Source organism: Priestia sp. FSL P4-0332 (assembly GCF_038005845.1).
In the GTDB taxonomy this organism is placed as follows: domain Bacteria; phylum Bacillota; class Bacilli; order Bacillales; family Bacillaceae_H; genus Priestia.
The window spans coordinates 386,793-407,500 of sequence record NZ_JBBOUA010000001.1; the positions used below are offsets into that span (position 1 = coordinate 386,793).

The 20,708-nt window shown below is 38.1% G+C and carries 25 protein-coding genes and 1 rRNA gene (1 of these 26 only partly in view); 17 read left to right on the forward strand and 9 right to left on the reverse strand.

Features of this window, described 5'->3' with window-relative positions; translation table 11 throughout:
* Nucleotides 1-33: 33 nt before the first annotated feature.
* Nucleotides 34-936, reverse strand: a complete 903-nt coding sequence (locus tag MKY06_RS02030) for a TIGR01777 family oxidoreductase (RefSeq protein ID WP_098278440.1) — start codon at nucleotides 934-936, stop codon at nucleotides 34-36.
* A 96-nt stretch (nucleotides 937-1,032) separates the two neighbouring features.
* Between MKY06_RS02030 and recX the strand changes: the two genes are divergently transcribed.
* Complete coding sequence (gene recX, locus MKY06_RS02035; RefSeq protein WP_098278441.1) at nucleotides 1,033-1,842, forward strand: recombination regulator RecX; 810 nt, start codon at nucleotides 1,033-1,035, stop codon at nucleotides 1,840-1,842.
* A gap of 290 nt (nucleotides 1,843-2,132) precedes the next feature.
* Here recX and MKY06_RS02040 read toward each other — a convergent pair whose 3' ends face one another.
* Nucleotides 2,133-2,786, reverse strand: coding sequence for an SDR family NAD(P)-dependent oxidoreductase (locus MKY06_RS02040; protein ID WP_013055153.1), 654 nt, complete (start codon nucleotides 2,784-2,786; stop codon nucleotides 2,133-2,135).
* An 82-nt stretch (nucleotides 2,787-2,868) separates the two neighbouring features.
* Here MKY06_RS02040 and MKY06_RS02045 point away from each other — a divergent pair, with 82 nt between their 5' ends.
* On the forward strand, nucleotides 2,869-3,183 hold the full coding sequence (locus MKY06_RS02045; RefSeq protein WP_013055154.1) for a YfhH family protein: 315 nt from the start codon (nucleotides 2,869-2,871) through the stop codon (nucleotides 3,181-3,183).
* A gap of 78 nt (nucleotides 3,184-3,261) precedes the next feature.
* Here the strand turns inward: MKY06_RS02045 and MKY06_RS02050 are convergent, their stop codons facing one another.
* Complete coding sequence (locus MKY06_RS02050; RefSeq protein WP_013055155.1) at nucleotides 3,262-3,417, reverse strand: small, acid-soluble spore protein K; 156 nt, start codon at nucleotides 3,415-3,417, stop codon at nucleotides 3,262-3,264.
* Nucleotides 3,418-3,552: 135 nt separating this feature from the next.
* Here MKY06_RS02050 and MKY06_RS02055 point away from each other — a divergent pair, with 135 nt between their 5' ends.
* Nucleotides 3,553-3,822 (forward strand): YfhJ family protein, encoded by a 270-nt coding sequence (locus tag MKY06_RS02055; RefSeq protein ID WP_013055156.1) that lies wholly within the window; start codon nucleotides 3,553-3,555, stop codon nucleotides 3,820-3,822.
* Between the two features lie 63 nt (nucleotides 3,823-3,885).
* On the opposite strand, the gene MKY06_RS02060 is transcribed toward MKY06_RS02055, so the two are convergent.
* The gene (locus MKY06_RS02060; protein ID WP_029324552.1) at nucleotides 3,886-4,866 is read right to left on the reverse strand and encodes a metal-dependent hydrolase; all 981 of its coding nucleotides are present in this window, start codon (nucleotides 4,864-4,866) and stop codon (nucleotides 3,886-3,888) included.
* A 239-nt stretch (nucleotides 4,867-5,105) separates the two neighbouring features.
* Here MKY06_RS02060 and mutY point away from each other — a divergent pair, with 239 nt between their 5' ends.
* Nucleotides 5,106-6,200 carry an A/G-specific adenine glycosylase gene (gene mutY, locus MKY06_RS02065; protein ID WP_340960174.1) on the forward strand — a complete coding sequence of 365 codons (1,095 nt, stop codon included), beginning with the start codon at nucleotides 5,106-5,108 and terminating at the stop codon, nucleotides 6,198-6,200.
* Between the two features lie 34 nt (nucleotides 6,201-6,234).
* On the opposite strand, the gene MKY06_RS02070 is transcribed toward mutY, so the two are convergent.
* Nucleotides 6,235-6,459 carry a hypothetical protein gene (locus tag MKY06_RS02070; protein ID WP_025752758.1) on the reverse strand — a complete coding sequence of 75 codons (225 nt, stop codon included), beginning with the start codon at nucleotides 6,457-6,459 and terminating at the stop codon, nucleotides 6,235-6,237.
* Between the two features lie 116 nt (nucleotides 6,460-6,575).
* On the opposite strand from MKY06_RS02070, the gene fabL reads away from it, so the two are divergent.
* The 5 genes from fabL (at nucleotide 6,576) to MKY06_RS02095 (ending at nucleotide 10,819) form a co-directional block, all read left to right on the forward strand.
* Nucleotides 6,576-7,325 carry an enoyl-[acyl-carrier-protein] reductase FabL gene (gene fabL / locus MKY06_RS02075; RefSeq protein ID WP_013055160.1) on the forward strand — a complete coding sequence of 250 codons (750 nt, stop codon included), beginning with the start codon at nucleotides 6,576-6,578 and terminating at the stop codon, nucleotides 7,323-7,325.
* A 97-nt stretch (nucleotides 7,326-7,422) separates the two neighbouring features.
* Nucleotides 7,423-7,716 carry a gamma-type small acid-soluble spore protein gene (locus tag MKY06_RS02080; protein WP_013055161.1) on the forward strand — a complete coding sequence of 98 codons (294 nt, stop codon included), beginning with the start codon at nucleotides 7,423-7,425 and terminating at the stop codon, nucleotides 7,714-7,716.
* Nucleotides 7,717-7,905: 189 nt separating this feature from the next.
* Nucleotides 7,906-8,166, forward strand: coding sequence for a YgaB family protein (locus MKY06_RS02085; RefSeq protein ID WP_013055162.1), 261 nt, complete (start codon nucleotides 7,906-7,908; stop codon nucleotides 8,164-8,166).
* 195 nt (nucleotides 8,167-8,361) lie between these two features.
* Nucleotides 8,362-8,898 carry a nucleoside tri-diphosphate phosphatase gene (gene ntdP, locus MKY06_RS02090; RefSeq protein WP_013055163.1) on the forward strand — a complete coding sequence of 179 codons (537 nt, stop codon included), beginning with the start codon at nucleotides 8,362-8,364 and terminating at the stop codon, nucleotides 8,896-8,898.
* A 169-nt stretch (nucleotides 8,899-9,067) separates the two neighbouring features.
* Nucleotides 9,068-10,819, forward strand: coding sequence for an ABC transporter ATP-binding protein (locus MKY06_RS02095; protein ID WP_013081549.1), 1,752 nt, complete (start codon nucleotides 9,068-9,070; stop codon nucleotides 10,817-10,819).
* 35 nt (nucleotides 10,820-10,854) lie between these two features.
* Here the strand turns inward: MKY06_RS02095 and MKY06_RS02100 are convergent, their stop codons facing one another.
* The 3 genes from MKY06_RS02100 to MKY06_RS02110 form a co-directional block, all read right to left on the reverse strand.
* Nucleotides 10,855-11,943 carry an FUSC family protein gene (locus MKY06_RS02100; RefSeq protein ID WP_013055165.1) on the reverse strand — a complete coding sequence of 363 codons (1,089 nt, stop codon included), beginning with the start codon at nucleotides 11,941-11,943 and terminating at the stop codon, nucleotides 10,855-10,857.
* Between the two features lie 323 nt (nucleotides 11,944-12,266).
* Nucleotides 12,267-12,440, reverse strand: coding sequence for a hypothetical protein (locus tag MKY06_RS02105; protein ID WP_170960132.1), 174 nt, complete (start codon nucleotides 12,438-12,440; stop codon nucleotides 12,267-12,269).
* Between the two features lie 136 nt (nucleotides 12,441-12,576).
* Entirely contained in the window at nucleotides 12,577-13,875 is a 1,299-nt protein-coding gene (locus MKY06_RS02110) for a glutamate-1-semialdehyde 2,1-aminomutase (protein ID WP_013055166.1), read from the reverse strand.
* Nucleotides 13,876-14,077: 202 nt separating this feature from the next.
* On the opposite strand from MKY06_RS02110, the gene MKY06_RS02115 reads away from it, so the two are divergent.
* From MKY06_RS02115 to perR, 6 genes are all read left to right on the forward strand, one after another.
* Nucleotides 14,078-15,091, forward strand: coding sequence for an ABC transporter ATP-binding protein (locus MKY06_RS02115; RefSeq protein ID WP_013055167.1), 1,014 nt, complete (start codon nucleotides 14,078-14,080; stop codon nucleotides 15,089-15,091).
* Nucleotides 15,084-15,875 carry an ABC transporter permease gene (locus MKY06_RS02120; protein ID WP_013055168.1) on the forward strand — a complete coding sequence of 264 codons (792 nt, stop codon included), beginning with the start codon at nucleotides 15,084-15,086 and terminating at the stop codon, nucleotides 15,873-15,875. The genes MKY06_RS02115 and MKY06_RS02120 overlap by 8 nt, the downstream gene beginning before the upstream one ends.
* A 9-nt stretch (nucleotides 15,876-15,884) precedes the next feature.
* Complete coding sequence (locus tag MKY06_RS02125) at nucleotides 15,885-16,670, forward strand: ABC transporter permease (RefSeq protein ID WP_013055169.1); 786 nt, start codon at nucleotides 15,885-15,887, stop codon at nucleotides 16,668-16,670.
* A 92-nt stretch (nucleotides 16,671-16,762) separates the two neighbouring features.
* On the forward strand, nucleotides 16,763-17,155 hold the full coding sequence (locus MKY06_RS02130) for an ion channel (protein WP_013055170.1): 393 nt from the start codon (nucleotides 16,763-16,765) through the stop codon (nucleotides 17,153-17,155).
* Nucleotides 17,156-17,224: 69 nt separating this feature from the next.
* Nucleotides 17,225-17,695, forward strand: a complete 471-nt coding sequence (bcp, locus tag MKY06_RS02135; protein WP_013055171.1) for a thioredoxin-dependent thiol peroxidase — start codon at nucleotides 17,225-17,227, stop codon at nucleotides 17,693-17,695.
* A gap of 254 nt (nucleotides 17,696-17,949) precedes the next feature.
* A complete protein-coding gene (gene perR / locus MKY06_RS02140; protein WP_013055172.1) occupies nucleotides 17,950-18,384 on the forward strand; it encodes a peroxide-responsive transcriptional repressor PerR in 435 nt (144 codons plus the stop codon).
* A gap of 22 nt (nucleotides 18,385-18,406) precedes the next feature.
* Here the strand turns inward: perR and MKY06_RS02145 are convergent, their stop codons facing one another.
* A complete protein-coding gene (locus MKY06_RS02145; protein WP_013055173.1) occupies nucleotides 18,407-18,766 on the reverse strand; it encodes a YgzB family protein in 360 nt (119 codons plus the stop codon).
* A 222-nt stretch (nucleotides 18,767-18,988) separates the two neighbouring features.
* Between MKY06_RS02145 and MKY06_RS02150 the strand changes: the two genes are divergently transcribed.
* Nucleotides 18,989-19,855, forward strand: a complete 867-nt coding sequence (locus tag MKY06_RS02150; RefSeq protein ID WP_013055174.1) for a nucleotidyltransferase-like protein — start codon at nucleotides 18,989-18,991, stop codon at nucleotides 19,853-19,855.
* Nucleotides 19,856-20,198: 343 nt separating this feature from the next.
* Nucleotides 20,199-20,708, forward strand: a 16S ribosomal RNA gene (locus MKY06_RS02155) (it continues 1,042 nt past the right edge of the window).

A 20,708-nucleotide genomic window follows, 5' to 3' on the forward strand; every position in this document is an offset into this window, starting at 1 on the left:
AGTCACCTGTTTTAGGTAAATATCAGAAAATAACTAGAGTAAATCTCGCAATGCATCTTCTAATACAGTATATGTAAAAATGTAATTCTGTTGAATCAATTTTTCAGGTAAAACACGCTGTCCTTTCAAAATAATCATACTCATTTCTCCCATCAGCAGCTGAAGGCCAAAGCTAGGTACGGGCATCCAGTGAGGGCGATTTAACACTTTGCCAATCGTCTTTCCAAACTCTTTCATTTGAACAGGGTTTGGGGCAGTTACGTTAACAGGTCCTTCTATTTGTTCGGTATGAATACAATAATCAATAATTTTGACGACGTCTTGAAGATGCACCCAAGACATCCACTGCTCTCCCGAACCAACTGTTCCTCCTGCAAATAATTTATAAGGAAGGGCAGTAGAAGGGAGTGCCCCGCCATCTTTGCCTAATATAACGCCGAACCTTGTTAAAACAGTACGAATATTGAGTTCCATCGCTTTTAACGCTTCATTTTCCCACTTTTTTACTGTTTCAGCTAAAAAATCTGTGCCCGTGGATGGAGAAGCTTCTGTGAACGTTTCTGTAGTTGATGTCCCGTAATAACCAACTGCGCTTGCGTTTACATAAAGGGACGGTTTTTCGGGTAAGGCAGCCATAATACGAAGGATTTCTTGAGTAGAAGAAAGGCGACTTTCCACAATGGCTTTTTTGCGCTCGTCCGTCCAGCGGCCGCTGTTAAGTGAAACGCCAGCTAAATTGATAAAAACGTCTGCTCCTTCTACATGCTCTTCAGGTTGGCTGTTTTCTTGCATCCACTCTACATATTTAAGTTTCGGATCTCTTGCAGCTTTATCTGCATTGCGTGTTAAAATATATACATAATGTTTTTGTGTTAAAAAATGTTTTGTTAAAGCTTTACCTACGAATCCAGTTCCTCCAGCAATAACAATTTTCATACGAATTTCCTCCTTTATTGAGATAAATAAAAATGTGTATGATACGTTTGGCGGTTCTTCAGCCATCAATTTAATAAGAAATATGAGGTGAAGGTTATGCCTGTTGTCACAAAAATCACAACGCAAAAGAATAGCGGTGAACGTTATAATGTGTATTTAGATTACGGTAAAGGTGAAGAGTTTGGCTTTGGTGTTGACGAAAATGTCCTCATCAAATATGACTTGAAAAAAGGTCGTGAGCTTGATGAATTTGAATTAACGGAAATTCAGTACGCAGATGATGAGAAAAAAGCTTATAATTTAGCGATCACTTACTTATCTTATCGAATGCGCTCTGAAAAAGAGGTACATGATTATTTAAAGAAAAAAGAAATTAACTCTACTATTATTCAACAAGTTATTCAGAAATTAGTCAGCCACCGTTATTTAAATGATGAAGAGTTTGCAAAAGCATTCGTGTTAACTCAAATGAACACGACATCAAAAGGACCAAATGTGATTCAAAGAGAATTAAAAGAAAAGGGAATTTCTGATTCCATTATTACCCTTAGTTTATGTGAATACCCTGAAGAACAGCAAATTCAAACTGCTGTGAAATTAATTGAAAAATTAAAAGGGAAATATAAAAAATTATCTCAAGTAATGATGAAACAAAAAATGGAACAAGCATTGGCAGTGAAGGGCTATTCATTTTCTATTATTCAAGAAGCATTTCAGCGCACGAATACAGAAAAAGAAAGCGATGAAGCATGGGAAGCTCTGCAATACCAAGGAATGAAAGCTCATCGTCGTTTTTCAAAGTATGAAGGCTGGGAATATCAGCAAAAAATAAAGCAGGCTCTTTATAGAAAAGGATTCTCTATTGACCAAATTCAATCATTTCTAGATTCTATTGAAGAGGAATAAAGGCGGGACAAAAGTATGTTAGTTGAAGGGAAATCCGAACGGTGAATCGAGATTCTTGATGGAGAATCCAACTCGTTCGGATTTTTTCAGTGTGATGGTAAACGTAAACTTCATATGTTTAGTTGCTTCTAGCAGTTGATTGGAGGGCAAGACGAAGACTCCTGCCGTCCCCGGAAAGGGAGAAGTCCTGCACGGAAATCAACCGCTGTGTCACAAGCAATTCCTATAAGATCATTTATACAATTTGTTTATCTTTAGATTAGATTGATGTAGGTATGTTTCACTCTTTTTTAAAACAAAATATCTTCTGAGTCATTCTGCTGTTTATAAATAATCTCAGCAATTTCTGAAGCCGAGCGCAATCGGCTTTTATCTTTAATGTGGTTGTTGTGATCCCAAAAAGGGGTATTCATGCCTCCCATGTAAGCTGCAATCACATGAAGGCTGGTATCTTTGTATTCCACTTTTAAACTTTCTGTAAATCCCCTTACGCCAAACTTACTTGCCACATAGACGCTTTCATTAGCTTTCCCGCGAAGTCCTGCAGTTGAAATGATATTCATAACTTTAGGTTCAGGTCTCGTCAAGAGATGAGGCATAAGCGCTTGTGTTAAAAAAATAGTTCCTTTTACATTTGTATCGATGACTTCATCGATGGCTTGTTTTGTATAATCGGTCAAAGGACCAAAATGTCCAATGCCTGCATTGTTGATAAGGATATCTACTGAATGCTGCACCAGCAGTTTTTCTACAGATTTTCCTACTTCTTCATACTTTGTAATATCTACAGACATCGTATATACGTTGTCTCCTAGCTCATGCTGCGCCTCTTTTAATTTATATTGATTGCGTCCAGCTAGAATGACGTTGTAGTCTTTTGCGTAAAATTTAGCGAGTTCTTTTCCAAGACCCGTCGCACCGCCCGTGATTAGCACTGTTTTCATTCCCAAAACTCCCTTTTCATAGTCTCCCTTTAGTTATACCTTTTGTTATAATAAAATGAAAGCAAACAAGGGGGAAAACAGCATGTCTGAAAAACGTTACAGCGATATGACGACGTATGAACTTCAACAAGAAATTGGGTCTCTTCAAGAAAAAGCACGAAAAGCTGAACAGCTTGGCATGGTCAATGAGTATGCAGTATTAGAAAGAAAGGTAACAATGGCTAGGTCGTATTTATTGGATCCCGAAACGTTTAAAGCAGGGGAAGTATATGAAATTCAAGGAGATCCGGGTTCATATTTTAAAATTGATTATATGAACGGAGTTTTTGCGTGGGGATTTAGGCTTGGCTCACCGCAAAACGAAGAGGCATTGCCTATTTCCATGTTGAAAAAATAAAGGGATAAACAAGCAGCACGAAGTGTGCTGCTTGTTTGATTTCTATATTCACTCTATTTTTAAACGTAAAGCAAGCGGTTATTCTTCGCGCTCATTAGAAGCATGCATACGTTCTTGAGGATGCGTGTTAATAGTTCCATTTGCACGTTTTGAAGCGTACTCAGCTTTTGCTCGAGGTTCGCCTTCAAACTTAGTATGATGTTGGTTTGGAAAATCTTTTGCTTTATTGCGCATCGATACCTCTCCTTTTACAACAGAAAGCGTTGCGGTTATGATATAGTACATGAGGGAGTGAATAACTCCGCATTTATAGTGTAAGTTAAAAGTGCAAACATACTCATAAAGAATTTTGGTAATCGAGGTGTTCTTATGAACGATATATTTGAAAGATTAACGAATCAGCTATTAAATAAAAACAGTTCGCTCTCATACGCTCAAGCTCGCACGTGGGTTGAACTTTTCTGGGAAGATTTTGAGTCATCTTACGCAAAAGCAGGATATGATTATAAAGGTAAAGAAGCGACGGAAAAGGTTGTTACGATGTATATCAACAGCTACGGTGACAAACTTCATGAAATCGCGGTTAAAAACCCTAAATATCAGCATTTATTAAATAACGATGACTATTTAAAACATTAAATAAAAACGAACCGTCTTCTCAAGACGGTTCGTTTTTGGGTTTCATATTTGTTCTTGTTATGATTAGTGCGGGAGGTAATCAAGCTTTTTACGCAATTTTTTCTCACTGAAAATCCAACCTGTGTACGAGCAAATAATATTTAAATCGTAATCAAGCTGGACCACGGCTACAAATGGATAGTAATCCTTGCTGCGGTAGCGTAAATCAATAAAGCGCACTTCAATATGGTCGTTATATTCGTCCAGTTCCCATCTATAAATAGGTGAAAATGAAAGAAAAGCAGATAAATTTTCATCTTTTTTCGCTACTTCAATTACAGCGGATTCAGGGATTGGAACTTTATCAAACGTATCATAAATAAAAATTTCTTCTCCGATTGCTCTTCCTACGTGAAAATACTTTTCGGTCGTCACAGCTAAATGCCAGTGAGTGAAACGCATTGTAGGAGAGATATTGAGCTTGATTACATCAGGAAACTGTTTTCGAAGCTTCTTGGCGATCTGGTGGCGCATATAAAAGCGCAGTCCATAGTAAAACGCCAATAGCACATACAGCGTAATGAATGTTGGTCCCGGCTCTGCTCCAGCAAACCAAATGATAATCGCAAGGACGTGAGCTGAAAAAATCACGTAATCAAACGTGTTGATTACGCCAAGCGCAATCCATTTATTTGTGAAAGGTCGTAAAGCTTGCGTGCCGTAAGCGTTAAAGATATCAACAAAAACGTGAATAATGACGCCTGCAAAGGTCCACATCCATAGATGCAGCAAGTTAGCTCCTGGCAGCAGAAGCGAAAGAATGAGCACAATAAGCAAAGGCCATAAAATAACAGCCGGGATAGAATGTGTAATTCCACGGTGATTGCGGATATACTGTGCATTGTTTCGCAGCTTTAAAACAGTGTCTAAATCAGGTGCTAATGACCCGGCCATTACGCCAATCATTACAGCATCCAGTGTGGCTGTATTCGCAGATACAGTGGGGTCTAATGTTGCAAGGCCGCCTAAAGCGATTCCCATTGCAATGTGTGTACCAGTATCCAGAGCGAACTCCTCCTTTGTAAAATGACAATCTTAGATTATCCTAATTCAGCATGGAAGCTGGATTTAGGGCGAAAAATCTCGCTTTATTACTAACGCAGCAAATTAGCTGTTTTTATTCATTATTTGAACAATTCATTTTACTATTCATATTTGTAGTTGTTATAAGGTTATCATAAAGTTACTAAGATTCAAAAAGCAACACATTGTATATGTATAGTTAATACCTCGGAGGCTATGACGTGAAACAAAGTAAAGATATTGTACAAAATTTCGATATTCGAGCATTTCAAGATGACTTAATCTCTTGGTTTGAGCAGGAACAGCGCATTCTACCTTGGCGTCAAGATCAGGACCCTTATAAAGTGTGGGTATCTGAAATTATGCTTCAACAAACGAGAGTAGATACGGTCATTCCTTATTTTAATAATTTTATTAGCAAATTTCCCACTATTAAAGATTTAGCTTATGCGAATGAAGATGATGTGTTAAAAGCGTGGGAAGGATTAGGCTATTATTCCCGTGCCCGTAATTTACAAACCGCCGTTCGAGAAGTTCACGAACAATACGGGGGAGAAGTTCCAAATACGCCAGCAGAAATCTCTAAACTAAAAGGAGTAGGCCCTTATACAACAGGAGCCATTTTAAGTATTGCATACGGAGTGCCGCAACCTGCTGTAGATGGAAATGTCATGCGTGTGCTATCGCGCATTTTATCCGTTTGGGATGATATTGCAAAACCGAAAACAAGAAAGCTGTTTGAAGATATCGTGCATGAAATTATTTCAAAAGATAATCCTTCCTATTTCAATCAAGGCATGATGGAAGTTGGTGCCATTGTCTGTACACCAACTTCTCCTTCCTGTTTATTATGTCCAGTTCGCGAACACTGCCGTGCATTTGAAGAAGGAGTGCAGAATGAGCTTCCTGTTAAATCAAAGAAAAAAGCGCCGCGTGCTCTTCAGCTTGCTGCAGCGGTGATTAGAGACGAGGAAGGAAATTATCTGATTCATAAACGTCCAAGCAAAGGACTTTTAGCTAACCTATGGGAATTTCCAAATATAGAAGTAGATCTTAGTATAGCGCCAGATCATCAGCAGCTTCACGCATTTATTCAAAATGAGTACGGAGCCGATATTAAAATCCATGCACCGTTTACGACGATTCAGCACGTGTTTTCTCATATCGTCTGGAATATCACAGTATATGAAGCAGAGCTTATAAGTGATATCAGTGCATTAAAAAATTTGAAAGTGGTTTCTGAAAAAGATTTAGAACAATATGCATTTCCTGTTTCCCATCAAAAAATCTTAAAAGAATATTTACTTGTTAAATAAAAGAAGCGCGGATAAACTCCGCGCTTCTTTTTATTTAATCATATGATACATGCGTGCCGTGTGTGTAATCTGCTTCCTGGCGCTGTAACCCGCCCCGTGCTTCAATTTCTTTAATAATTTGCTGATGAATACTTTGTCCTTCAGCATTTAAATACGGCGTTATTTGCTGTAAAGAATGATGGAAAAACGCAAGCTCGCTGTCTTTCCACTCGCTTTTAGAAATCATTGAAAGAGCCGTCATGTCTCTACCTACATACATTCTATTCACCTCATTCATTTCATCAAGTTTTATCTATTTTCCCTATATTACTTGTTTCTTATGCGATAAAATCAGTACAATGTAAAGATAATACGATACATAAGGGAGATGACATCATGTCACAAAAGGTAGCACTAGTTACGGGAAGCAGCAGAGGTATTGGTAAAGAAATTGCCTTACGTCTGGCTAAAGAAGGATACGATATTGTATTAAACTATGCACGAAGCAAAAGTGCAGCGCAGGAAGTAGCAGAAGAAATCAAAGCATTAGGCAGAGAAGCATTAGTTGTTAAAGCAAACGTAGGAAAAGTAGAAAAAATTAAAGAAATGTTTGAGCAAATTGATGAAGTATTCGGTCGCTTAGACGTATTTGTAAGTAATGCAGCGTCAGGAGTTTTACGTCCTATTATGGAATTGGAAGAAACTCACTGGAACTGGACAATGGATATTAACAGCAAAGGATATTTATTCTGTGCACAAGAAGCGGCTAAACGTATGGAAAAAGTAGGCGGAGGAAAGATTGTTACCATCAGTTCGCTTGGGTCTATTCGCTATTTAGAAAATTATACAACAGTAGGCGTGTCAAAAGCTGCTGTAGAAGCGTTGACCCGCTATTTAGCAGTGGAGCTGGCTCCAAAGAATATTGTGGTAAATGCTGTATCTGGAGGAGCTGTGGATACAGAAGCATTAAAACATTTCCCAAATCGCGATGAGCTTCTAGATGATGCACGCAAGCATACTCCAGCTGGTCGTATGGTGGAACCAAAAGACATGGTAGATGCAGTTATGTTCTTAGTGTCCGATCAAGCAAATATGATTTGCGGTCAAACGCTTATTATTGATGGAGGGCGTTCACTTTTAATGTAAGGTAAATGTATTTTGGGCTTGCGCCTTAAAATACTGAAAAAAGTTTGCATACCCTATTTACCTCCCGGGCATATTAATTTTCGTGGAGGTGATTACAATGGCAAAGCAAACAAACAAAACAGCATCTGGTACAAGCACACAACACGTGAAACAACAAAATGCTCAAGCATCTAAAAACAACTTCGGTACTGAATTTGGTAGCGAAACAAATGTACAAGAAGTGAAACAACAAAATGCACAAGCAGCGGCAAACAAAAGCCAAAATGCTCAAGCATCTAAAAACAACTTCGGTACTGAATTTGCTAGCGAAACAAGTGCTCAAGAAGTGAGACAACAAAACGCACAAGCTCAAGCAAAGAAAAACCAAAACTCTGGTAAATACCAAGGTTAATATCAAAAGCGAACTTAACGTCTTTCATACGGCGATGTTAAGTTCGCTTTTTCTTATATAAAAAGCAACAAAGTATGACAAAACTTCTTGAAACTTTACACAACTCGTCAAAGGAATCTGTATCACCTAAACAGAATGTTAACAGAAGTGCCGCGTGTATGGTTAAAGCAAATAGGGAGGAGCTATCGTATGAAAAAATTTGATGAGCTAGTGACTCAACAATTGGAGACCATGGATCAACTTCTGTTTTTGCAGTCTGAGATTGAGCGCTGTCAGGAAATCGAAGGTGAACTAATAAAACTTCATGAAGAAGCAAAACTTCATTCTGTGCAAGGTGAGATTAGTGAAATGAAGCTAAAATTAAAAGAGATTCAATTGACGTTTGAAGCACAAACCGAAGACATTATTCGTACATATAAAAGTGAAGGGGCTTGCTCTACACTTGCTTAATGAACATTGATGTGTCACTTCCTCTCTTTTTTAAGGCTGCCAAGCAAAGGAAAAGTAGGGGGAGTGGCTTTTTTGAACTCAAGAAGGTTAGCACATTTGTGTTAAAATGAGAGAGAAACCGTTATAATAAACATAAGACAAATGGAGACGTTATATGAATTTTTTTAAGTGCTAAAATGAAAGTAGGTATTGGAGATGGGAATTCCGGTGGAAGGAGAAACAATTCAAATACACAGCTACAAGCATAATGGACATATTCATCGCGTGTGGGATCGGACAACCGTATTAAAAGCAACCAATAACTTAGTGATTGGAGGAAATGATCGTACGGTCGTTACAGAATCAGATGGACGAACATGGGTCACAAGAGAGCCTGCAATTTGTTATTTTCATGCTCAGCAGTGGTTTAACGTCATTGGGATGATCCGTGAAGATGGAATTTATTATTACTGCAATATCAGTTCGCCGTTCATTTATGATGACAATGAAGCGCTCAAATATATTGATTATGATTTAGATATCAAAGTCTATCCAGATATGACATACACCCTTCTTGATGAAGATGAATATGAGAAGCATCGAAAAGAAATGAATTATCCAGAAGTGATTGACCGTATTTTACATAATCACGTCGAGGAGTTAAAAGGTTGGATTCGACAGCGAAAAGGCCCGTTTGCTCCAGATTTCATTGACATTTGGTATGAGCGTTTTTTAACATATCGGCATTCTTGATGAATGATCTAGAGAACATTATGTTAGGCCGTCTAAAGCTGACTGTTTGATATAATGTTCTTTTTGGCGTTATGCTCACCATCTTTTAGGAGAGATAAAAGCACTAAAAAATCGACGCGTGTACATATACTAAGAAAGCTTGCCCTCATAGATAGAAAGGGGAGATTTTATGGGAAGTATAAGACGCTACATGAAGTTTGTACAGCCATACAAATGGCAAATTGTCGGCACTGTATTAATTGGTATTATTAAATTTGCTATTCCTTTATTAATTCCGCTGCTTTTGAAATATGTTTTGGACGATATCGTAAATGGACATGGCATGTCTTCTTCTGAAAAAGTTCATAAAATGGTGACGATTATGGGGATTTCGTTTGTTATATTTTTAGTGTTAAGACCTCCCATTGAATATTACAGGCAGTATTATGCTCAGTGGGTATCGAGCAAAGTACTATATGATATACGGGATCAGCTGTTTAGCCATATTCAAAAGCTTAGCTTACGTTATTATGCAAATACTCGAGCGGGTGAAGTGATTTCACGAGTCATTAATGATGTAGAGCAAACAAAAAACTTTGTTATCACAGGCTTAATGAATGTATGGCTTGATATGATGACGATTGTAATAGCCATTGTGATTATGTTTACGATGAATGTACCTTTAACACTGGTATCGATTATTTTGCTGCCGGTTTATGCGTTCTCTGTAAAATATTTTTACAGTCGTCTTCGCCATTTAACAAGAGTCCGTTCGCAGGCTTTAGCGGAAGTGCAGGGGCACTTACATGAAAGGGTTCAAGGGATCTCTGTTATTCGCAGCTTTGCTATTGAGCCTCATGAGCAGAAACAATTTGATAAGCAAAATTCAAATTTTCTACAAAAAGCAATCAATCATACGAATTGGAATGCAAAAACATTTGCAGTAGTAAATACCATTACCGATTTGGCGCCTTTAATCGTGATTACATTTGCTGGATATCAAGTCATCACAGAAAGTCTTAGCGTAGGAACGATGGTAGCATTTGTTGCCTACATTGACCGCTTGTATAATCCGCTTCGCCGCTTGGTTAATTCATCGACTACGCTCACGCAGTCTGTTGCATCTATGGACCGGGTGTTTGAGTTCATTGATGAAGAATACGATATTACAGACAAGAAAGATGCAAAAGAATGCACTGAGCTTCATGGAAAGGTGCAGTTTGAGCACGTTTCATTTGCTTATGAAGAAGAAGAAAAACCGGTGATTCATGATATTAATTTAGATGTAGAAAAAGGAAAATCCGTTGCGTTTGTTGGAATGAGCGGAGGCGGTAAATCCACGCTTATCAGCTTAATTCCGCGCTTTTACGATGTGACAGAGGGCAAAATTCTCATTGATGACATTGATATCAAAACCTATAAAGTACGCAGCCTGCGAGATAAGATTGGAATCGTCCTGCAGGATACGGTGTTGTTTAGTGACACGGTTAAAAACAATATACTGCTTGGAAAGCCAGGAGCGACAGATGAAGAGGTAATTGCTGCGGCAAAAGCCGCAAATGCCCACGATTTTATTATGAATTTGCCTGAAGGATATGATACAAAAGTGGGAGAGCGGGGAATGAAGCTATCAGGGGGACAGAAGCAGCGTATTTCCATTTCGCGCGTATTTTTAAAAAATCCAGCTATTCTTATTTTTGATGAAGCCACTTCAGCTCTAGATTTAGAAAGTGAGCACTATATTCAAGAAGCATTAGCTGAACTAGCAAAAGATCGCACGACCTTCATTGTAGCCCATCGTTTATCTACAATTACTCATGTTGATGAAATTGTACTTTTAGAAAATGGAAGAGTAGTCGAACGAGGTTCTCATGAGGAGTTAATTAAGAAAAAAGGTCATTACTATCAGCTCTTTAACGTTCAGCAGCTTGATACAATTTAAAAACACCACCTATTGTCTAACAATAGGTGGTGTTTTTAATCTTCTTGTCGCTGATGATTAATATCAAATGAGTTATCATCTTTGTGATAGTTTTGGAACGTATCAATCAGCTTATCAAGATGCTCTAACTCTTCACTATACTCAATGATGACAGAGATCAAAGGGAAGATATGATAAATAACCTTATTCTCTTCATCATTATCGTATATTTTGTACTGCATAAATTTATCGATTAAAGCTCGTTTTCCAACGCAGGCTTCGTTTGGTACAGTAGTGGTTGGCTGTACGCGTAATTTCCCAATGAATTTTAATAATACTTGCTCATGATACATTAACAGGCACTCAACTTCAGATTTGATTAAATCTTGAAATTGCTGTGGCATGACCTGGAGATCATTTTCTACTCGGTGGAGTAGCTTCAAGGTTGTAAGAGCTCGTGTTGTTACGGTAATCATTTGACGAAATAAAACGAGCTTGCGTGACTTAACAAAACGTTTTTTGGTTGAATAAGTGCGTTCTTCTTTGTAAAAATCGAAAAGTTGATTCATTTTAGCCACATTGTCTTTCATTTTTTCAATGTCTTCTTTTAACAATGTGTGCTCAGATGCGTGATAAAGATTCATGCGAATCCATTTAATAATTTCTTCCGTTGTGCTTACAATTTTATAATACAGCTTTGTTTCATACTTTGGCGGAATAAAAATAAGATTGACAATAAATGCTGAGAATACCCCAAGTAACACTGTACCAAAGCGTATAAGTGCATATTCAACGAAATTATCTCCTGGATTTTCCATGATTGCAATTACTGTCACAAGCGCAAGCCCAATTGTATTATTAATACGTAATTTTAAGTTGACTGCGATGACAACAACAGCGGTAAAACCAATAATGATGGGATGGGTACCAAAAATAAGTCCAAAACAAACTGCAGAAGCAGCTCCAATCACATTCGCCTGTATTTGCTCCAATATTGTTAAATAAGATCTGTAAATAGACGGTTGAATTGCAAAAACTGCCGCAATTGCCGCAAATATTGGAGATGGTAAACTTAGAAATTCACCTAATAACAATGAAAGTGTAATGGCAATTCCCGTTTTTAAGATGCGGGCACCAAGTTTCATGTGCGTTCGTAGTTCCTTTCTGTAAAAAAGTTTTTTCGTTATGAAGAATGTTCCCCAAAACAAATGATAAATTGCAAAAATCAATCCTTCTTTATTACATAACCTGTTGGAAATAATATAAACAATAACATACTATACAAGGTTTAAGAATGGATATCAAGAGAAAACAAGCAGAAAAATAAGGGTATTTCTCGGGATTTTTCGACAGGCTGACAAAAAGGAGATGACGCGTAAGAAATGGTTATGAAAGGTGGGAATGTTCTATAAGGAAACCCAAAGGTAAAACGAAAAAGAGGTCGAGACATAACGAAATAAATTCAATCTCAAGACGAACAAATGGGATACATGAGCTGAACCGCTTGTGACACAGCAGTTGATTTCCATGCAAGACTTCGCTTTCCGCGGGCGGGCGCTAAGCCTCCTCGTCGCATACGCTCCTGTGGGGTCTCGCCTGTTCTGCTTTTCCCGCAGGAGTCTTCGCCTTGCCCTCTAATCAACTGCTAGAAAGACCTACACGCATGAAACTATATTCACCATAACAAAAAAAACGAACCACAAATCAAACATGTTGATTAATGGTTCATTTTTCACTTCGTCTAAAATTCTTTTATCTCAGCCTCTTTAGAATAAGAATTAGCGTTCTTCACTTAATTGTTTAAATGCTTTTTCTACTGCTTCTAATGTCTCGGCAATATCTTGTTCTGTATGAGCTGTAGTAAGGAACCATGCTTCATATTTCGAAGGAGCTAAGTTGACACCTTGGTGGAGCATTAGTTTAAAGAAGCGTGCGAATAATTCGCCGTCTGTATTTTCTGCTTGTTCATAGTTTTTGACCGTTTCCGTTGTAAAGTAGACAGTAAGAGCGCCTTTCAATCGATTGATAGTGATAGGCATGTTATATGTACGAGCATGTTTTAAAATACCTTCTTCGAGCATCGCCCCTAGCTTATCCAACTGTTCATAAACACCTTCTTGCTTTAGTACTTCTAGGCAAGCAATCCCAGAAAGAATAGAAGCTGGGTTTCCTGCCATTGTACCTGCTTGATAAGCGGGTCCAAGCGGCGCCACTTTTTCCATGATTTCTTTTTTACCGCCGTAGGCTCCGATTGGAAGGCCGCCGCCGATGATTTTTCCAAAGGCAGTCAGATCAGGTTTTACACCAAGTAAATCTTGAGCTCCACCGTACATAAAGCGAAACGCTGTAATAACTTCATCGTAAATAACAAGTGCTCCAGCTTCGTGAGTCAATTCGTTGACTTGTTCTAAAAAGCCAGGTTCAGGCTCAACAATTCCAAAGTTTCCAACGATTGGTTCTACTAAAACAGCCGCAATCTGATCGCCCCATTTTTCTAATGCTTCCTTGTAAGGCTCAATATCGTTAAAAGGAACTGTGATGACTTCATTAGCGATACTTTTTGGTACACCTGCAGAGTCAGGAGTTCCGAGTGTAGAAGGGCCAGATCCAGCTGCCACCAATACAAGGTCTGAATGGCCGTGATAGCAACCTGCAAATTTAATAATTTTATCGCGTCCAGTATAAGCGCGTGCTACACGGATCGTTGTCATAACGGCTTCTGTTCCAGAGTTGACGAAGCGCACTTTATCTAATGCGGGCATCGCTTCTTTGAGCATTTTAGCAAATGTGACTTCATGAGCAGTTGGAGTACCGTAAAGAACACCCGTTTCAGCTGCTTTTGTAATAGCTTTCGTGATATGAGGATGAGCGTGTCCCGTAATAATAGGACCGTAAGCTGCTAAATAGTCAATATATTTATTTCCATCAACGTCCCAGAAATAAGCTCCGCTTGCCTTCTCCATTGCAATAGGCGCTCCGCCTCCTACGGCTTTATATGAACGTGAAGGGCTGTTAACGCCGCCTACAATATGTTCGAGTGCTTCCGCGTGTAATTGTTCTGATTTTGTAAATTGCATAGTATGCCTCCTAATGAAAAGTTCAACTTCTTTATTCTATCAAACTTATTTGTTTCTTGAAAAACATTCGAGAACGTGTATGATAGAAATTTGTGAGCTAACTGCTAGAAAATAGTTCCTCGTCTCTTGGAGGAGTTGCTAGCAAGGGCGCTGGAAACAATAAAAGAAACCACTAATACGTCCACGTAACGGAGGGAATACAATGAAAAATGCTATTGAGGTGAATCAACTTCGTAAAGAATTTAAAGCCTATTCTAGCCGCTCTGGCCTTAAAGGGGCATTCCGGGATTTATTTACCCGTAATTATAGAGTCATGAAAGCGGTGAACGATATATCGTTTACCGTAAAACAAGGGGAAATGGTAGGGTATATAGGAGAAAACGGAGCGGGGAAATCGACCACAATCAAAATGCTGACAGGAATCTTAACTCCTACTTCAGGCGACATTACCGTAAATGGAATGAATCCTCATAAGGAAAGAGAAAAGTTTGCCCAAACGATTGGTGTTGTTTTTGGTCAACGCTCTCAGCTGTGGTGGGATATTGCCGTACAAGAATCTTTTCGCCTGTTAAAAAAAGTATACAAAGTGTCAGATGAAGATTATAACGCTCATATGGAGCATGTTATTCAAACTTTAGATATTGGACCGCTACTAGATAAGCCGGTGCGAAAGCTTTCGCTAGGTCAAAGAATGCGCTGTGAGCTGGCTGCTGCTCTTATTCATAATCCGCCGCTTCTATTTCTAGATGAACCGACGATCGGTTTAGATGTACTAGTTAAATTAAAAATCCGCCAATTTTTAAAAGAAATTAATGAAAAATATAATACGACGATTTTGCTTACGACACATGATTTAGCAGATATTGAAGCTTTATGTGAACGCGTCGTAATGCTGGATGAAGGCAGTATTATTTATGACGGATCGCTGCAAAAGCTGCGTTCGAATTGGGGAGATCTTAAACAAGTTACGTTTGAATTTGGAACCGCGCCAAATAAAGAACAGTTGAAGCTATTGACGCAAGGGATGCCTGTTAACTGGATTGAAGGTGATCAAAAATATTTGTGGACAGCGCAGCTTCAAAATAAAGGGGACTTGATGTCGCAGCTGATTGCTAAAGTGGTGGCAAAGCATGAAATCAGTGATATTAACATTGAAGAAATTTCAACGGAAGAAATCATCCGCAACATTTATGAAGAAGGTGTTGTGAATGGATAAATATATAGAGATGATACGCATTCGCTTTTTAATGATGCTGGCGTATCGGACGAATTATTACAGCGGAATATTGATTTATGCGATTAATATTGGTGCTTACTACTTTTTATGGTCCGCTATTTATGGAGGAAAAGAGAATATTCAAGGGTTATCCATTACCCAAATGACAACGTATGTAGCAGTTTCATGGATGGCAAGAGCCTTTTATTTTAATAACATTGACCGTGAAATGGCAATGGAAATTAAAGATGGCAAAGTGGCAGTAGAGTTAATTAAGCCTTATAGCTACCTTGGTATGAAAACAATGCAAGGACTGGGAGAAGGGATTTTTCGGCTGCTGTTTTTCTCAGTGCCCGGCATGATTATTGTCGCGTTTTTATTTCCAGTACAGTTCTCAGCAAATGCAGCAACATGGCTTTATTTTGGACTGTCTTTAATTTTTAGTTTCATTATTAATACACAAATTAATTTATTAACGGGTATTACGACTTTCTTTCTCTTTAACAATGATGGACTCATTCGAGCGAAGCGCGTTGTTATTGATTTGTTTTCAGGACTTCTTCTGCCCATCAGCTTCTATCCTTTGTGGGCGCAACATATTATGAGCTATTTCCCTTTTCAAGCCATTAGTTATATTCCGAGCATGATTTTCACAAATGGATTTAAAGGGCAGGAAGTAATAAATGCTCTTATCACACAAGCAGTTTGGTCAGGACTTCTATTTATCCCTATTGCATGTTTGTGGAACATAGCGAAGAAAAAAATGGTTATTCAAGGAGGGTAGTCTATGAAAATGTTTTATTTTTCGATTTTTTTTCAGTACATTAGTCAATATATGAAAACAAGGCTTCAGTACCGCACCGACATGGTAGTTGAAATCATTTCAGACTTATTGTTTCAAACAGTTAATTTGATTTTTATTTTAGTTGTATTTGGACATACTCAGTCGCTGCACGGATGGTCACGAGAGGAAATTATCTTTATTTATGGTTTCTTTTTGGTCCCTTTTGCTATTTTTTCGTCTTTCTTTAACATTTGGGATTTCAACGAGCGGTACATTGTTAAAGGAGAAATGGACCGAATTTTAACGCGGCCAATTCACAGTTTGTTTCAAGTTATTTTAGAGCGGATGGAACTAGAATCATTGTTTGGTGGTATCACAGGGATTGCAGTAATGGCTTATGCTGCGTCTTCTTTACATCTTCATTTCCAGTGGTATGATGTTTTTATTTTTCTATTATTTATTTTAGGAGGAGCGCTTGTATACGCAGGAATTTTCATCGCCTTAGCAAGCATAGGCTTCTGGTCCGATGCCAGAACCTCTATTATGCCTACTATTTATAATATTGGAAACTACGGAAGGTATCCTGTAGATATTTATAATAATGTCATCCGATATGTTTTAACGTGGATTCTTCCTTTTGCATTTGTAGGCGTATATCCAGCTGCTTATTTCTTAGGAAGGTCAGAATGGTATGGATATGCATTTTTAACTCCAGTTATGGGAATCGTCTTTTTTGTAATCTCTATTTTCTTATGGAATACAGGGGTCAAAAAATACAGAGGAGCAGGCAATTAAATGCCTGCTCTTTTTGGTGGCTTCGGAGTAGTAATGAATGGACAAGAACGCGCGTATAGTGGTAGTAGAGTATAAATTAAAGGAGTAGAATGATGGTTGTTTTTCTAATCCTCGTTATCATTGTTTTTGTAATTGGTAGTATGAAGTTTCTCTTTGAAAAAGAACTTGGAGAATTTCATTTTTTCTCAATTGGTCATTTCTTTGTCTTGTTTTATTCATATATTACAGTTTTATTGGGATTTAGCCTTATTTATACAGTATGTGAGATGGGGAGTATTCCAGTATTAAGCGGAGGGTTTGAACATGAAGGTCATTATTTTTATACCCTGTTTAACAGTATGTATTTCAGCGCAGCGACGTTATTTTCAGTAGGCTACGGAGATATGTATCCGGTTGGAATTGGGAAATTATTTGCAACTTTTGAAGCGTTTATCGGCTATATTATGCCTGCAATCTTTGTGATGCGAACTGTTACCCGCACTTAAACTTGTCATCTTATCTAATATTGGGTACGCTATTCAAAGAAAATGAAAAGCGTAAAGGAGAAGATAAATATGACAGCTGTAGTTGGAGAAAAAGCACCCGATTTTGTATTGATGTCTACAAATGGAGAGCAAGTATCACTAGCGTCGATGAAAGGCAAAAACGTTGTGCTGTATTTTTATCCGAAAGATATGACGCCAGGCTGTACAACAGAAGCCTGTGATTTCAGAGATCAGCATGAAAATTTTGAAGAGCTAGATGCGGTGATTCTAGGAGTGAGTCCGGATCCAATCGACAAACACCATAAGTTTATTGATAAGCACGGCCTTCCATTCTTACTTTTAGCTGACGAAGATCACAGCGTAGCTGAAGAGTATGGAGTATGGACACTGAAAAAAAACTTTGGAAAAGAATATATGGGCATTGAACGCTCCACTTTTATCATTAATAAAGAAGGAATGCTCGTAAAAGAATATCGCAAGGTTCGAGTGAAAGGGCATGTGGAAGAAGCTTTATCATTTATTAAAGAAAAAATGGCATAAAAACAGGCAGATAACTAGAGCAGTTTTAGTCTTTGAACATACAATATCAGTGTAGGGCATACCTCCTCAGATGTTAATATATTTAAAAGTGTGGATTGATTTCCACACTTCTTTTTTTGCATAAAATATATGAAAAATTTCTACTTATTACATAAAATAGGAATAGGCATCAAGTTGACAAAACGTGGGTAAAACATGTAGACTAATTATAAGAATTATAAAGTAATAATACTTACAGAAGAGGGGTGCATGACGTGTCAAATCATTTACAAGAAGCCCTTGAAACGTTAAAAGGTACTGGCGTTCGTATTACACCACAACGTCATGCTATTTTAGAGTATTTAATCAATTCAATGACACATCCAACAGCAGATGATATTTATAAAGCGCTGGAAGGTAAGTTTCCAAATATGAGTGTAGCAACCGTTTACAATAATTTAAGAGTATTTCGCGAAGTAGGTATTGTAAAGGAACTAACATACGGTGATGCATCAAGCAGGTTTGATTATGTTACAACAGAGCATTACCATGTGATTTGCGAAAGCTGCGGAAAAATTGTGGATTTTCATTATCCTGGTTTAGACGAAGTAGAAAAGCTGGCTGCTCATATTACTGACTTTGATATTAGTCACCACCGAATGGAAATTTACGGAACGTGTCCTGATTGTACGGCTAAAAAAGCGCATTAATAAGCTGATAGTAGTGATACTATCAGCTTTCTTTTTGTTTTTTTCTATTATACTTTTCGTCGAATTGTTTTCCTTCAAGAGACTGGTCAAGCGTAAGCGGCTCGTTGCAATACATACACATATCTACGCGCCCTAGCATTTTGGTTTGCTTTTGACATGTAGGGCAGGTTACTTGAACCGCTTTTGTAGAAAGCATGCCAATCCAGAAATAAACGCCGGTACTAGCTACGATGCACAGCAACCCCAAAAGCATAAAAATAGTCATTAGCCAGACTGAAGACCGAAAGAAAATTCCCCCATACATAACAATGAAACCAACAAAGATCAGGCTGAGTGCAAACGTGCGAATCTTGTTAATTTTATTTGAATACTTTATCCCCATCAGTATCCCCCCTGTTACCAATATATCATAGAGTGAGACAGTGAATGATGATAAAAATTGAATCTTCGGAAAATTATCGTTGGTTTTTGAGCTTTCTGAATGATTTCCATAATTCTGAGTGGGATATCCGTTATACATCGTATATAATAAAAAAAGAAATCTTAGTCCATAGCCTTTAAAAGTTTGAAAAATATTTGTTTATTACAGTTAGGAGAGCTCAAAATGGAAGATGTTTTACGGCCAATATATCAAGAAAGAGCTAGCAATAAAGACACACTAGGTATTTTACTGATTGAAAAAAAGAAATCAGAATCTCCAGTGACGGATAATTTGGATGCTATCTTATTTATTGTGACCAAGACTACAGAAACGTCTCTTTTTATTAAACAATACGAATATGAAAATGAGCGTGCGGCACTTTATATGGCTTCTGAACAGCAAATGAGTGAATGGATTATGAATGGGACGAACCGCCGTATTATTGATTGGATCTTAAATGGTAAAGTGCTATTTGATCGCAACGAATATATGGAAAATTTAAAGAAACGCTTAATTGATTTCCCTAGAGAAGATCGGACAAAGAGAATAGGTGTCGAGTTTGCTAAGTTGATTCGCCGATTTAAAGAAGGAAAAGACTTTTATGCGTCTAATCATTATTTAGATGCATTCAATCATGTCATTCATGCTCTTCATCATTTAGCACGACTGTCTGTGTTGGAAAATGGATTTCACCCAGAAGTGACAGTATGGAACCAAGTGAAAAAAATAGAACCTGAAATTCATCGTCTTTACGAAGAACTAATTATTAGCCAAGAAGAGGTTAGCAAGCGTTTAGAGCTGCTTTTCTTAGCGAGTGAATTTCTAGTAAATAAAAAAACTGAATTGGGTGCCAAGCATCTTGTTCATATTATGAAAAGTGAAAAGCAGGAATGGACGTTTAATGAACTGGTTCATCATCCCGAAATACGCCCTTATGCTATTGATTTAGGAATACTTCTTGAGTTTTTAATTGAAAAAGATATCATTATGGTAAAAAAAGTAGAAACCAAGGGAAAGAGTTTGTACCATAGACACTATGTGGCGAAATGATAGAGAGGATAAAGGGTATCTGATACGGTGCGGTTATGACGTGTAGATACCCTGACATATGACTTTATAGCCTGGATAAAAGGTTTTTCTAAAAAAACACGATTTATTTTAAAAAATCTATTGACGCTTTAAAATATCCGTGATAAATTTATATACGTCGCCGATGAGCGATACTAAATTTATCAAAAACTTGAAAAAACTTCTTAAAAAAGTTGTTGACAAGAAAGAGATAAACTGGTAAGATTAAAAAGTCGCTTAAGAGCGGCGGTTGAACTTTGAAAACTGAACAAAGCGACAAACGTCAACGTTAAATTTTATTTTTTAATTGAGCAAGTCAAACATTTCTTCGGAGAGTTTGATCCTGGCTCAGGATGAACGCTGGCGGCGTGCCTAATACATGCAAGTCGAGCGAACTGATTAGAAGCTTGCTTCTATGACGTTAGCGGCGGACGGGTGAGTAACACGTGGGCAACCTGCCTGTAAGACTGGGATAACTTCGGGAAACCGAAGCTAATACCGGATAGGATCTTCTCCTTCATGGGAGATGATTGAAAGATGGTTTCGGCTATCACTTACAGATGGGCCCGCGGTGCATTAGCTAGTTGGTGAGGTAACGGCTCACCAAGGCAACGATGCATAGCCGACCTGAGAGGGTGATCGGCCACACTGGGACTGAGACACGGCCCAGACTCCTACGGGAGGCAGCAGTAGGGAATCTTCCGCAATGGACGAAAGTCTGACGGAGCAACGCCGCGTGAGTGATGAAGGCTTTCGGGTCGTAAAACTCTGTTGTTAGGGAAGAACAAGTACGAGAGTAACTGCTCGTACCTTGACGGTACCTAACCAGAAAGCC